At 45.2% G+C, this 14,679-nt stretch carries 12 protein-coding genes; 10 read left to right on the top strand and 2 right to left on the bottom strand.

Translation table 11 applies throughout. From position 1 onward, the window contains the following. Nucleotides 1-255: 255 nt before the first annotated feature. Complete coding sequence (locus OW495_RS21265) at nt 256-3,033, bottom strand: insulinase family protein (RefSeq protein WP_289888212.1); 2,778 nt, start codon at nt 3,031-3,033, stop codon at nt 256-258. A 304-nt stretch (nt 3,034-3,337) separates the two neighbouring features. Between OW495_RS21265 and sixA the strand changes: the two genes are divergently transcribed. Next, nucleotides 3,338-3,802: a phosphohistidine phosphatase SixA gene (gene sixA / locus OW495_RS21260; RefSeq protein ID WP_065104882.1), complete on the top strand. Its 465-nt coding sequence runs from the start codon at nt 3,338-3,340 to the stop codon at nt 3,800-3,802. Between the two features lie 135 nt (nt 3,803-3,937). On the opposite strand, the gene smrB is transcribed toward sixA, so the two are convergent. Continuing rightward, nucleotides 3,938-4,468 carry an endonuclease SmrB gene (gene smrB / locus OW495_RS21255; RefSeq protein WP_065104881.1) on the bottom strand — a complete coding sequence of 177 codons (531 nt, stop codon included), beginning with the start codon at nt 4,466-4,468 and terminating at the stop codon, nt 3,938-3,940. Between the two features lie 63 nt (nt 4,469-4,531). Between smrB and prmB the strand changes: the two genes are divergently transcribed. The 9 genes from prmB to OW495_RS21210 all read left to right on the top strand — a co-directional run. Next, nucleotides 4,532-5,464 carry a 50S ribosomal protein L3 N(5)-glutamine methyltransferase gene (gene prmB, locus OW495_RS21250; protein WP_017104863.1) on the top strand — a complete coding sequence of 311 codons (933 nt, stop codon included), beginning with the start codon at nt 4,532-4,534 and terminating at the stop codon, nt 5,462-5,464. 248 nt (nt 5,465-5,712) lie between these two features. After that, nucleotides 5,713-6,354 carry a LysE family translocator gene (locus OW495_RS21245; protein WP_289888209.1) on the top strand — a complete coding sequence of 214 codons (642 nt, stop codon included), beginning with the start codon at nt 5,713-5,715 and terminating at the stop codon, nt 6,352-6,354. 519 nt (nt 6,355-6,873) lie between these two features. Next, complete coding sequence (locus OW495_RS21240; RefSeq protein ID WP_102513124.1) at nt 6,874-8,331, top strand: protein adenylyltransferase SelO; 1,458 nt, start codon at nt 6,874-6,876, stop codon at nt 8,329-8,331. 157 nt (nt 8,332-8,488) lie between these two features. Continuing rightward, nucleotides 8,489-9,217, top strand: a complete 729-nt coding sequence (locus OW495_RS21235; protein ID WP_102513123.1) for a response regulator transcription factor — start codon at nt 8,489-8,491, stop codon at nt 9,215-9,217. A 45-nt stretch (nt 9,218-9,262) separates the two neighbouring features. Beyond that, nucleotides 9,263-10,708, top strand: coding sequence for an ATP-binding protein (locus OW495_RS21230; RefSeq protein ID WP_289888208.1), 1,446 nt, complete (start codon nt 9,263-9,265; stop codon nt 10,706-10,708). Nucleotides 10,709-10,818: 110 nt separating this feature from the next. Beyond that, nucleotides 10,819-12,066 (top strand): ABC transporter substrate-binding protein, encoded by a 1,248-nt coding sequence (locus OW495_RS21225; RefSeq protein ID WP_102513121.1) that lies wholly within the window; start codon nt 10,819-10,821, stop codon nt 12,064-12,066. Nucleotides 12,067-12,210: 144 nt separating this feature from the next. Further along, the gene (locus OW495_RS21220; protein WP_099166264.1) at nt 12,211-13,149 is read left to right on the top strand and encodes a sugar ABC transporter permease; all 939 of its coding nucleotides are present in this window, start codon (nt 12,211-12,213) and stop codon (nt 13,147-13,149) included. Then, entirely contained in the window at nt 13,146-14,003 is an 858-nt protein-coding gene (locus tag OW495_RS21215) for a carbohydrate ABC transporter permease (protein ID WP_004736059.1), read from the top strand. Before OW495_RS21220 ends, OW495_RS21215 begins: the two co-directional genes overlap by 4 nt. A gap of 6 nt (nt 14,004-14,009) precedes the next feature. Beyond that, nucleotides 14,010-14,679: ATP-binding cassette domain-containing protein (locus OW495_RS21210; RefSeq protein WP_289888207.1), on the top strand; the 670-nt coding region annotated here is incomplete at its 3' end.

The following is a 14,679-nucleotide window of genomic DNA, read 5'->3' as shown; positions in this document are numbered from 1 at the left end:
GGGCTTTTTATTTTTTGAGTGTGCGAAAAGAAGGAGATTCCCGACTCAGTCGTTCCTCCCTCTTGGGAATGACGATTGAGATGTAAAAAGTAAGCTATTGTGTTGATTAGGAAGGTGGTCAACACACCTCAATCAAAACTACCGTCATCTCCTAAAGCGACGAAGGAGCGTAATAGGAGATCTGCTCTTGTGCTGCATTCAATAAAAAAGGTTGATGCTTTCACATCAACCTTCTGATCTTTTTACTAAGAACGACTAACCAAGCTCACAGTCTTTCGGGCGCAGTTGAAACTCATCAATAGAGCCTATTTCCACACCTGCTGATAGCTTTTCTTCTTCGTTATGCGCATTACCTTGCGCGTGCATAATCAGACGATTTGCGGTACGTGGTTTAAGTTGGCTAACCACGAAGCGCATCATGTCAGAGCGAGTCAGACCTTTGAGCTCTTCTAGCACACGTTCTCTTTGATTGAATTCCAAGTCCTTATTGCCTATCGCAACCCATAAGCGCTGAGCTCGACCTCGTAAGGTGGTATCTGGCGTTGAAATTTGATTCCAGAGGCCGCGTTTACTGCTGTGCCATTGGTAGTCATTTAGCTCTAGCAACACCATGTAAAAGGCATTGAGGAACTCATCTATAGAGGCTAATAAGTCTGCTGGGGCAGCATTCGGGGACTGCACGTACAACACAATACCTGGGTGTCGGTTAAGCGGCATATTACCGGTGCCGACCATATAACCTAGCTGTTGCTTGGTACGAATCTCGTGGAAGAAGGTGGCCGACATTAAGTGGTTAGCCAGTGAATACAGCGCAATGTTTTCAGGTGAGATATCGGCGCACTGGTAATAAACCACGATGGCTGAATCATCTTGGTTACACACCACTTCACGTTGGAAGCTGCCGTTTTCACCCAACATGATTAACGGGCGCAGTGACTCTTCGTACGCTTGGTCTTGAACACGCAGGGCATCTTTTAGCGTTTCCGCCATTTTGTGTGCATCGGCTTTTTTCCAGTCGCCATACACAAACATTTCTACGTGAAGTTCAGCCAAGATAGCTTGAACAAAAGAAGAGAGTTCATCGACCTCTATCGTTTCCAGCGCTTCAATTAATACAGAGTAGGGCGGGTTATTTGGCTGAAGTATTCCGGTCATCGCATTAAACAGCTGCGAAATAGGACGGTCTTGCGACGCATTATTCCAGTTTCTGAGCAATTGATGCTTAATCGTTTCGAAACGTGTTGGACTAAAGTCGCGTGCTTGAAAGCGTTCAAGGATCATATTGAGCAATTGTGGCTGCTTCTCGCTGAATCCAGAAAGCGTGAGTGTGACACCGCCTTGATGGGTATACATGTTGTAGCCCATACCGGCGATTTCAGCCTGATAAGTATCCTTTTCAAGCGAGTCTAAGAACATCTCTACACACAAGCGTGTTTTAACGATGTTTCTCGGGCTAGCCACTGAGTGTGGGCTGTCGATGGCGATATACACCACACCTTTAGGTACTCGAAACTGATGATCTTGTAGGTGCCACAACTTAAATCCGTCTAACTCTTCGAGCAGCTGTGGAAATTCAGTTTGCTCTTCAAGCTCGGCAGGGTCTAAGTCATAACAAATAAATGGGTTTCTATCGGGTAATTCAAACTGCCAACCGGGGTTGATACAGGTAAAACACTGTTGCTGTTCGCTGCTAAACGGTGTCACGGAGTAGGGCGTAAAGTACCATTTGGCTTCTCGGTCGTATTCGAAACCTTGTGCAACGATGGTCGCTCGCATGTTATCGGTGGTTAAGTAAGGCAGCAGAGAGCGTTGTAATTCTTCATCGAAATGCGACATTTTGTAGTCGCCATACACCACGTCTTGCTCTTGATAGTGCTGCATGTTGATCACGAGGTGACTCACGACATCAAGTGGCCTTGCGGGCTCTTGAAAGCGGAAAGCGGATTCTAAAACCGCACGCTTCTCTAGGTAACGCCACTCTTCAATACCTTGCTGTTCAATCAATTTGATGTACTGGAATACGGCTTGGATGATGTTATCAGTTTTGGTCAAACCCTCGATGGTCAATGAACAACTGACCGTGAAATCACGATAGTTACTGCCACTGGCACCACCACCGGCCGAAAGAGAAGTAATCCAACCTTTTTCCTTCAGTTGCATCATTAGGCTGCCGTCACCCTCATAACCTAATAGGTGAGCAAAGAACGACAGTGGCTTAATGCCATAGTGTTCATCCATGCTTGGCATTGGGAAAGTTAAAATCAGTTTTCGTACTTCTTTTATCGGTTCTACGTGTACTTGTACGCCAGTGCTTAACTCGCCAACAATGGGTACTTCAACCTTCTTGCCTTGTAGGTTGTTATTGGTAATCGAGCTAAAGCGATCCTCAACCCAGCTTTGCATCTCATTTAATGACTGATTGCCAGAAAGTGTCAGCGTCATTAAGTCAGCAGAGTATTGTTGCTGGTGGAAAGCTAAGATCTCTTGTCGAATCGTCTCACCGTTTCTGTCGCCCAACGTATCGATATTACCGACAGAAAACTTCGAGAATGGGTGATTGTGATTTACCAGCTCTTTGGTAACTTGGTACAAGCGTCGTGAATCGTCGTTGAGTTTCATCTTGTACTCTGAGTCAACAGCTTGGCGTTCTTTGTCTAAGGCTTCTTCGTTGAACAGGGGAGCCGTGAAAAATTGGCTGAAGCGATCGAGTGCGGTTTCAAAGGCATTCAATTCAACATCAAAAAAGAAGCAGGTGTGCTCTGTTCCTGTCCAAGCGTTGTTGCTACCGCCATGCTGGCTGATAAAACTTTGGAACTCTCCGACCTTTGGATACTTTTCAGTTCCCAAAAATAGCATATGCTCTAAGTAGTGAGCTAAACCCTCTCGGTCTGTAGGGTCATCAAAGTGCCCGACATTAACGGCGAGTGCGGCTGCAGCTTTTTGAGCGTTCTGATCGTGAACTAACAGTACTCTCAACCCGTTATCCAATGTTACGTAACGGTATTGATGTTCATCATTAGGGCTTAAATGCACAGATGCATCTCCAGAGAAGGTGGTTTTTAAATTATGTACGCGATGATTTAAGGTGCAAACCTCGCGATCATATTTTGGGATATGAAGTGCTTTTTGGCGACTTCTAAATCACTTTTATCGATTTTTATCAGTGATTTATTTTCTTTTAATAAGATTGTTAAGAAAGTCGAACTCTTTAGCAAGTGACTTGATATAATTATTTATATAGACTGCGGTTTCTCTAGTTTGAGAGCCAAACGCTAAGTAGCGTATCGCTGATATGGGATATATCGACTTTCGAAATGTTACGTAGACAGGACTGAACATGAAAATATTCATAATGCGCCACGGTGAAGCAGAACATTTTGCTAACTCGGATGCAGAACGAGCGTTAACGAAGCGCGGTAAAATGGCGTCTCTTGCGGTAGCTCAAGCTGCAAATGAGCAAGGGTTTAGCCAGTTCGATAAAGTGCTTGTGAGCCCATACTTAAGGGCACAAGAAACGTGGTTAGAAATCTCTCAAGCGTTTTCTGGAAAGAAAGTAGAAACCTGTGATGATATTACGCCTTACGGAATGTCCGACGATGTGTTTGATTTGACCATAGCAATGGCTGAAGTAGAAAAGCTAGAGACCATTTTATTTGTTTCTCATTTACCTCTAGTGGGCTATTTAACGGCTGAATTTGCAACGGGCATGGCGCCACCTATGTTCCCAACCTCAGGGCTAGCGTGTATTGAATTCGACCTTGAGACACAAAAGGGCGAGTTGCTTTGGAACATTAATCCATAGCTGAGACCGTTTTCTCAAGATAAATAAAAGGGCACCTCATGATTATTGAGATGCCCTTTGTTGTTTCTAACGGACTATTTTGACCAAACGACAAGGTGCTGGACGTACTTTTTAGAATAAAGAGCAAGTCGATGGCTATTTATCTGGGATAGCAAGTAAAACCAGTAGCGCCCCATGGCCGCCAAACTCTAAAGGCGCTTGATGAAAGGCCATTACGTCTGGGTGCTGTGCTAACCACAGTGGCACTTTCTGCTTCAAGATGTGCTTGCCGATACCATGCTGAACACAGGCACATGCCACACTTTCTTTAATACAGTGTGCAATCATAGCCCCAAGCTCACGTTTGGCTTCTTGTTGCGTCATACCATGCATATCGAGATACACGTCGGGCACATAGACCCCACGACGTAGGCGTTTCACTTCGTATTTAGAGACATCATCGCGCGCATAACGTGTTGGTCCTTCCTCACTAAGGTGCGGAATGAACTCGTCAGAGAAGTAAAACTCGCTATCACTGGCTTGTCTGGCCGTTCGAGTAATTTCTTTTTGCTTGGTATTTCTTTTTGGCTGCTGGACTATGGTATCCTGTTGCAACTTTTTAACGCCCTTTACTGCATCGTTGAATAAGGCGAAATCGTCATCAAAGTCGGTGTCTTTTTTGCTCATCAGGTTATGAATTCTAAATTAGAAACGTAATTAGCAGTATTGTAGCGCTTTTCGGAGACAATTTTGGATAAGATTTTTGTAGAAGAAGCGGTATCAGAACTACACACGCTTCAAGATGTGATTCGTTGGACTGTTAGCCGCTTTAACGCAGCGGGCCTATTTTATGGTCACGGCACTGATAACGCGTGGGATGAGGCGGTACAACTTATTTTACCTACTCTGTATCTACCGATTGATGTTCCTCCGCATGTTTTGAACTCTCGCTTAACAAGCAGTGAGCGTCTACGTATTGTTGAGCGCGTGATTAAGCGTATCAATGATCGCACCCCAACAGCTTACCTAACCAACAAAGCTTGGTTCTGTGGTCTTGAGTTCTTTGTTGATGAACGCGTACTTGTGCCTCGTTCTCCAATTGGTGAGCTGATTGAAGCTCAATTCCAACCTTGGTTAACTGAAGAACCTGTTCGTATCATGGATATGTGTACGGGTAGTGGCTGTATTGCGATTGCATGTGCTCATGCTTTCCCTGATGCAGAAGTGGATGCGATTGATATCTCTACTGACGCACTGCAAGTTGCAGAGCAGAACGTTCAAGATCACGGCATGGAGCAACAAGTGTTCCCAATCCGTTCAGATCTTTTCCGTGATTTGCCAAAAGAAAAATACAACCTGATCGTATCGAACCCGCCTTACGTGGACGAAGAAGATATGAACAGCCTGCCAGATGAGTTCACACACGAACCAGAACTTGGCCTAGCTGCAGGTACAGACGGACTGAAACTGGTTCGCCGTATTTTGGCAAACGCACCAGACTACCTAACTGATGATGGTATTCTGATCTGTGAAGTCGGCAACTCAATGGTTCACATGATGGATCAGTACCCAGAGCTTCCATTCACTTGGATTGAATTCTCAAACGGTGGTCACGGTGTATTCATGATTACTCGTGAGCAGTTAGTAGCTTGCGCAGACGAGTTCTCTATCTACAAAGACTAGGTTACTGTTAGTTGTTAGCTTAGGGATTAAGCTGGAAACTTAAGATTAGAACCTTATAAGACGTTCTATTTGAAACGTTTGAATTTAAACGCCATGCAGCAATGCATGGCGTTTTTTATTGCTGGAATTTAAGGGATAAGTAATCAACACAGAGCGAACATACTCAATATTTAGTTGCTTAATATGAATAGCTATTACATATTGGTGCTTAATATTTAGTCGTTTTAGTGAGTTAAGGAGAATTCGCGATGAGCTTTGATACATGGATTTATTATTTGTTGGCGGTGTTAATTTTAACAGCCTCGCCAGGGCCAAGCTCTTTGTTGTGCATGACTAAGGGTGTGCAATCAGGCTTTAAGTTATCGATATTTACCGCCTTGGGTAGCGTGACTGCTATTACCGGAATCTTAACGTTATCGTTTACCGGTTTAGGGGTGATTATTGCTTCATCAGAAGTGGTGTTTAATATCATTAAGTGGACGGGTGCTGCTTACCTTATTTATCTCGGTTGGAAGTCGCTACGGTCGAGTCAGCAAGATTATGACAAGCTATCGAATCAACAAGCAGGCTCTCAACCTGTTAAAGAAAGTGCCACGCAGCATTATGTGAGTGGCTTTATTGTTGGCGCGAGTAATCCAAAAGCCATCCTGTTTTTTACCGCACTTTTCCCTCAGTTTATTGCCCCATCGATAGCGCTATTTCCTCAATTTGTGGTGTTCGCTTTGACCTTCGTTGTCATGGAATTGTCTTGGTTATTGGTCTATGCCTACCTAGGTGCAAAATCATCAACTTGGTTATTTGCAAAGGGTCGAGCCAAAGTATTTAATCGTGTTACAGGGGGTGTGTTTATTGGTGCCGGAGCGCTACTTTCGACGACAAGCCGAGCATAACTTTTCGATTTATCAAAGGGCTGAATAGTTACAGAAAATTCTTAGTGCTGTCATAAAAGGTTAATATTAATATGCTTGCTGCTTTTGGCGAAAAGCCGATATATTGGTGTTACACCATCACGTTCTCAAGGAGAGACATATGCAGCATCAAGAAATGATTCAACACAGTAACTTTGGCGTTATCAGCCGCACTTGGCTTTTCTCTACCCTGTCTCTAGTGGGTATTCTTGCTCTAATGTAGTCAGCTTTATGGCTCTATATTTTTAGTTTTTATTATGAACACACTTGTTAAAAAGTCTTCAAAGTCAGAACTCTTCTTCTCTTAAATGTGGCTCTTCTCATCAGGCTAGCCACTTAACCTTTTCTTAGCTGTACTTTTCTCTCAGTAACCTTTTTCTCTGAATAATCTCTTTGTCTGATTAACCCCTTTATCTCAATAGACTCATTGCATAACCTGATCTGAAGTTGTTATCAAACTGTGATAATCTTAAGTTATCTTTTATCTACAGTGTATCTCTCATGTCTGTCTGGGATTCTATTTCATTTAACAATCGATTTACTGCATTACCTCGATTGTTCTATACCCCAATTCAACCTACACCGCTAAACAATGTCCAATGGCTCGCATGGAACCATAACCTTGCGAATGAACTCGGCTTTCCGTCATTTGATGATGCCTCAGAGGAATTGCTTGAGACGTTGTCGGGCAATGTTGAACCTGAGCAATTCTCGCCAGTAGCAATGAAATACGCAGGTCATCAGTTTGGCTCTTATAACCCTGATTTAGGTGATGGAAGAGGGCTGTTATTAGCTCAAGTTGTCGCGAAAAGCGGTGAAACGTTCGACTTACACCTTAAAGGTGCAGGTAAAACCCCCTATTCTCGTATGGGCGATGGCCGTGCTGTTATTCGATCAACGGTTCGTGAGTACTTATGTAGTGAAGCGATGGCAGGGCTTAATATTCCAACCACTCGCGCGTTGGCGATGATGACCAGCGATACACCCGTATATCGAGAGAAGCAAGAGTGGGGCGCATTGTTGGTTCGTGCTGCTGAGTCACATATTCGCTTCGGTCACTTTGAACACCTGTTTTATACCAATCAGTTGGCAGAACATAAATTATTGGCCGACAAAGTCATCGAATGGCACTTCCCAGAGTGTCTCGATGAAGAGAAGCCATACGCTGCAATGTTTAATCAGATTGTTGATCGCACTGCGGAAATGGTCGCGCTGTGGCAAGCGAATGGTTTTGCTCACGGAGTCATGAATACCGATAACATGTCGATCATCGGCCAAACCTTCGATTATGGCCCATTCGCCTTCCTTGATGAATATGACCCAAGATTGATCTGTAATCACTCGGATTACCAAGGTCGTTATGCCTTTAATCAACAGCCTAGAATTGGATTATGGAATTTGTCGGCACTGGCTCATTCTCTTTCTCCGCTAGTCGATAAAGCCGATTTAGAGGCCGCGTTAGAACAGTACGAGCCGCAAATGAATGGTTATTTCAGCCAGTTAATGCGTCGTAAGTTGGGGCTGCTTTCGAAACAGGAAGGCGACAGTCGTTTGTTTGAATCGTTGTTCGAGCTGATGTCGCAAAACAAAGTCGATTACCCAAGGTTCTTTAGAACGCTGTCGAACCTAGATACATTGCCGCCGCAAGACGTGATTGATTTGGTTATCGACCGCGAGGCCGCAAAGCTATGGGTGAATAACTACTTGCAACGTTGTGAATTGGAAGAGAGTTCAGTGGCCGAGCGCTGTGAAAAGATGCGACAAGTAAACCCGAAATACATCCTCAGAAACTACCTAGCCCAGCTTGCGATAGATAAAGCTGAGCGTGGTGATAGCAGCGATATTGATGCATTAATGGTGGTGCTGGCAGACCCTTATGCGGAACATCCTGACTACGAACATCTTGCTGCCTTGCCGCCTGAGTGGGGCAAAGCCATGGAAATCAGCTGTTCCTCTTAACCTCCTATGATTCTTTGAGTCGCTAAGTACAGGTAGAGGTCACTAAGATGTGATCTTTATCTGTTTGTTCGTCTAACTTTACAAACATGTCAATAATCAAATAATCGGCCAGCCTATACACTATGTGAATAAGTTGTAAATTTAATAGGTTTGGGCGATGCCAACAAATACTCGAATTCTCGTGGTGGATGATGATCAAGAAATCCGTGAGCTGCTGGAAGAGTACCTCACTAAATCGGGTTTCGATGTCTCCTCTGTTGGAGACGGTGTTGAATTAGAAACCCACCTGCAAAGCCAAGGTTATCCCGACCTGATTCTGCTCGATGTGATGCTGCCCGGTGACGACGGTTTTACCTTGTGTCAGCGAGTTCGAAAACAATCAAATGTGCCTATCATTATGCTGACAGCGGTATCGGATGAAACCGATCAGATTATCGGCTTAGAAATTGGTGCAGATGATTACATCGCGAAGCCGTTTAGCCCTCGTCAGTTAATGGCTCGAATCAAAGCGTTATTGCGCCGCGTTCAAGTGGTGGATGACAAAACGAGTGATGCACTGCCAAAGCAGATTATCTTTGGTGATTGGACACTTGATACGCTCGCGCATCGAATTTCCCACAATGAAAACTCAGAAGAGATGGATTTGTCGGGCAGTGACTTTTCTTTGTTAATGCTGTTCTTAACTCGTCCTAACGAAGTTCTCGACCGTGACACCATCTCTTTCGCGACCAGAGGCCGTGAAGCGCTGCCTTTTGAACGTGGCATTGATGTGCAGCTTAGTCGTCTGAGAAGCCGATTGGGCGACAGTGGTAAATACCCTCACTACATCAAAACCATGCGCGGCAACGGTTACATTCTTGCTGTGCCTGTTCAGTATGAACACTGATAATCAAGTGCTGTTAATGAACACCTTGCCAATGAAGTATTTCCTATGAACTGGTTGAGTCGATTAAAACCAAACTCATTGGTCGCAAGAACATTGTTGCTGACCTTGTTAGCCGTTGTGATTGCTCAAGGTATCGCAACGTCTATTTGGTATAGCGAATCCAAACACAAAGAACTGGAAGGGATTCGTTCTGCCTCTTCGAGCATGGCAAACATGTTTGCCTCAACGGTGACTTTCTTCCAATCTTTGCCCGTCAAGTATCGTCATATCGTATTAGATCAGATCCGCAATATGGGCGGTACGCGCTTCTTCGTTTCTTTCAATAAAGAGGCTTTGATCGTTGAACCGATCCCTGACACGCGCTTAAAAACCGCATCGATAGAAGCGATAGAAAGTGTTTTAAGTAGCAAGCTCAATAAAGTCGAATCGGTGCGGGTAGATTTTTCTCGACCTGAACACCTTCGCTTGCTTGAAAACGACATCTACTTAAGCGATCTCCCGCGATCGTGGGCGCATCACACCTTAACGTTAGAACCTCTTAATCCGCCAATTCTGGTTGTTCAAATAGAGCTAACCAGTCATGAATGGGTGTACATTGCCGCACTGTTGCCAGCGCCATACGTGAAACTCGACGATACGATTCTTGGCAGAGAGCAGGTGATCTTCTTAGTTTCTTCAACGCTCATTTTACTGGTGTTGACTTACTTGATGATTCGTCGCCAAGTACGTCCTCTTAAAAAGTTGGCAAGAGCGGCTAATGAAATGAGTATGGATATTCAGCAGCCGCCACTTAACGAAGAGGGAGCAACTGAACTGGTCATGGCGACGCGGGCTTTTAATCGAATGCAGCAACGGATTCGTCGCTATGTGGCCGATAGAGAGCATCTTTTCTCTGCTATCTCTCATGACTTGAAGACACCAATCACCCGCTTAAGGCTTCGAGCCGAGCTATTGGAAAGTGAGGTTAAGAAAGACAAGTTCAATAAGGATTTGGATGAGCTAGAAATGATGGTCAAAGGTGCGTTACAAGCGGTAAGAGATACTGACCTTCACGAAAACAACGCGATTATCGATCTCAACGAGATGATGCTCTCCGTGATTGAACTGCACAACCAACATCAAACCATAGTGGAATTTGAGCCCACTGTGGTTGAACCGTTAGTCGCCAAACCATTAGCCATTAAACGTGTGCTCACGAATCTTATCGACAACGCGGTGAAATATGGAACATCAGCTGAGGTCGACATCAGCAGTGATTCGGTGTGGGTTATCGTGACGATTCAGGACCACGGAAAAGGAATCCCAGAAGACAAACTTGAGTTGGTGTTTGAACCCTACTTTAGGCTGGCAACCGACGACCAAGGACACGGTTTAGGGCTCGGGATCTGTCGAAACATTCTACATGGACACGGCGGAGATCTCATTATTCGCAACTCCTCTCAAGGTGGCTTAGAAGCCAAAGTCTATATACCAAGAGGCTTAGAAGTGTAATGTAACAATTGTGTTACATAGGGCTTACCTTTTGTTTCAATCTTATAAATCAGAATAAGTAGACTCTTTATTGAACCGGACGTCGAGTCCGCTAAACATGGAAGATTATAATGAAAATCAATAAAACCCTACTTACTCTATCTCTTCTTGCTGCCTCAACATTTTCTCAAGCTGGTGAAGTGGAAGTGCTTCACTGGTGGACTGCCGGCGGCGAAGCGAAATCCGCAGCGGTACTGAAAGAGATGATTGAAGAACAAGGCCATACGTGGAAAGATTTTGCTGTTGCTGGTGGCGGCGGTGAAAGTGCGATGACTGTTTTGAAAACGCGAGCAGTATCGGGCAATCCACCTTCTGCAGCGCAGATTAAAGGTCATGATATTCAGGAGTGGGGTGGTTTAGGTTTTCTAACGTCTCTCGATGCGACAGCTAAACAAGAACAATGGGATGAACTACTACCAGAAGTAGTGACTAAAGTGATGAAGTGGGATGGCGAATATGTGGCAGTTCCTGTCAACGTTCACCGTGTTAACTGGCTTTGGGCTAACCCTGTTGTTTTAGAAAAATCAGGCGTTACGGTTCCAACTACGTTAGATGAGTTCTTTGTTGCTGCAGACAAGATTAAAGCGGCTGGCTTCATTCCATTGGCTCATGGTGGTCAACCTTGGCAAGACGCGACGGTATTCGAAGCCGTGGCACTTGATGTACTAGGCAGTGAAGACTACAACAAAGCGTTCGTTGATCTTGATATGGACGTATTATCTGGCGACAAATTGGTGGAAGTGTTCACCAAGTTCAAAAAGATGCGTGATTACATCGACAGCAACTCGCCAGGTCGAGATTGGAACGTCGCAACGTCAATGGTTATTAATGGCGAAGCCGCGATGCAAATCATGGGTGACTGGGCGAAAGGTGAATTTACTGCGGCAGGCAAAGTGCCGGGTAAAGATTACATCTGTGCACCAGCACCGGGCACTGATGGCCAGTTCACTTTCAACATCGATAGCTTTGCGTTCTTTGAGCTGAGTGACAAAGAGAACCAAAAAGCGCAGCAAGACCTAGCGAAAACCATTCTTACCAAAGATTTCCAAGAAGTCTTCAATCTTAACAAAGGTTCTATCCCTGTACGTCTAGATATGGACATGTCTAAATTCGACCAATGTGCGTTGGATTCAATGGCTACCTTCAAAGCGAGTGCTGAATCGGGCGATCTTGTTCCGAGTATGGCTCACGGCTTAGCGACAACAAGCTACGCTCAAGGCGCTATTTATGACGTGGTGACCAACTTCTTCAACGAGAAAGATGCCGATCCTAAACAAGCGGCAGCTAAGTTAGCAAAAGCAGTGAAAGCGGCTATCTAATCTAACTTGGTCTAACACCAAACCCCCAGGGTGGGTAGGCTCGTAGGGAGCCTATCTACTCTTCACTCCCAATTCTGATATGCGTGATGCTGATGTGGTGCCGAAAGGTAAGCCATCGGCTCGATTGTGCAACAAGGATAAGTTATGGAGCATGTTTTGACTGAGTCGACTCCAAAACCCACAAGGAGCCAGCCTGCACCGAAACCGAGTTTTGCTGACAGGTTGCAACATTGGTTACCTAAAATTGTACTGGCGCCGACTGCGTTAGTGACCGTGGTGTGTATCTACGGCTACATTTTTTGGACGGCAGCGTTGTCGTTCACCAACTCTCGATTTTTGCCGAGCTTTAATTTCGTGGGTTTAACCCAATATGAAAAGCTGATGGATAACGATCGCTGGATCACCTCAATCACCAACCTCGGTTTGTTTGGTTTTCTATTTATGGCGATTGCCATCTTGCTTGGTGTTGGTTTAGCGGTATTGCTTGACCAGAATATCCGTCAAGAAGGGGCGATTCGTACCATCTATCTCTACCCAATGGCGCTGTCATTCATTGTGACGGGTACGGCGTGGAAATGGATTCTTAATCCGGGTCTTGGCATTGAAAAGCTGATGCAAGATTGGGGATTTACTGACTTCAAATTTGATTGGCTAGTCGACTCTGAAATGTCGGTCTATACCTTGGTTATCGCGGCACTTTGGCAGTCTTCAGGGTTTGTGATGGCGATGTTCTTAGCGGGTCTTCGCGGTATTGATTCTTCAATCATCAAAGCGGCGCAAATCGATGGGGCAAGCTTACCTACCATCTACCTCAAAATCATTCTGCCTTGTTTGCGCCCTGTGGTCTTCAGTGCGGTGATCATTACGTCGCACATTGCGATTAAGAGCTTCGACCTCGTGACCGCAATGACGGCAGGTGGCCCCGGTTATTCATCGGATCTTCCAGCGCTATTTATGTACGCACATTCCTTTACTCGCGGTCAAATCGGCCTTGGTGCTGCCAGCGCCATGATGATGCTTGCTGGTATCTTAGCGATTCTCGTGCCTTACCTTTACTCTGAACTTAGGGAGAAAAAGTCATGATGAATAACATCAATTTTGCTCGAATCTTTATTTATTCAGCACTACTTTTCTTCTGTTTAGTGTACCTAATGCCATTGTTCGTAATGGCGCTGACGTCATTCAAAACTCTGCCAGACATCAAGGCGGGCAACCTGATGAGCTTGCCAAAAGAGTGGGTGTTCGATGCTTGGTATAAAGCGTGGGACACCGCTTGTACTGGCGTGAAATGTGAAGGTATTAAAGGTTACTTCTGGAACTCGTTCCAAATGGTGATTCCTGCGGTTGCGATTTCAACATTGCTTGGTGCATTCAATGGTTATGTGGTGACGAAATGGCAATTCCGAGGCTCGAACCTGTTCTTCAGCTTGCTGTTGTTCGGTTGCTTCATTCCGTTCCAAGTGGTGCTACTGCCGATGGCAACCATGCTTGGCAAGATGGGCTTGGCTAACACGACCATTGGTCTGGTGATCGTGCACGTTATCTACGGCATGGCGTTTACGACCCTGTTTTTCCGTAACTTCTATATCTCGATTCCTGATGAATTGATCAAGGCGGCAAAGCTCGATGGTGCTGGCTTCTTTACCATCTTCTTCAAGATTTTATTACCGATCTCAACGCCAATCATCATGGTGACGGTGATCTGGCAGTTTACCGCAATCTGGAATGATTTCTTGTTCGGAGTGGTTTATTCCGGCTCAGATACTCAGCCGATCACCGTGGCATTAAACAACCTAGTCAACACCAGTACTGGCGTTAAAGAATATAACGTCGACATGGCTGCCGCGATCATCGCTGCACTGCCAACGTTGTTGGTATATGTCTTCGCAGGAAAATATTTTGTTCGTGGCCTAACGGCAGGATCAGTAAAAGGATAATTACCCATGGCAACATTAGATTTAAAACAGATCCGTAAAACCTATCGCAACGCGGACAACGAAACGTTAAAGGGCATCGATATTAGTATCGATTCGGGGGAATTTTTGATACTTGTCGGCCCTTCGGGGTGTGGAAAATCCACCCTAATGAACACCATCGCTGGGCTCGAAAATATTAGCTCGGGTGAAATCGTGATTGATGGTGTCGATGTGGCGCAGGTTGAACCTAAAGATCGCGATATTGCGATGGTATTCCAGTCGTACGCGCTTTATCCAAACATGACGGTACGTGGCAATATCGCTTTCGGTTTGAAGATTCGTAAGATGCCGCAGCAAGAGATCGATGCAGAGGTAAACCGAGTAGCGGAAATGCTGCAAATCGAACAGCTGCTGGATCGTAAACCGTCGCAGCTTTCTGGTGGTCAGCGTCAACGTGTCGCGATGGGCCGTGCATTGGCTCGCCGTCCTAAGCTGTATCTATTTGATGAGCCGCTTTCTAACTTGGATGCCAAGCTGCGTGTTGAAATGCGCCATCAGATTAAACGTCTGCACCAGAAGCTGAATACCACGATTGTTTATGTGACCCATGATCAGATCGAAGCTATGACTCTTGCGGATCGCATCGCAGTAATGAAAGACGGTGAACTGCAGCAACTCGGTACTCCACAAGCTGTCT

This window comes from Vibrio sp. 14N.309.X.WAT.E.F5 (assembly GCF_030397615.1).
Taxonomy (GTDB): Bacteria; Pseudomonadota; Gammaproteobacteria; order Enterobacterales; family Vibrionaceae; genus Vibrio; species Vibrio lentus.
This window is presented reverse-complemented; position numbering and strand designations above follow the sequence as displayed.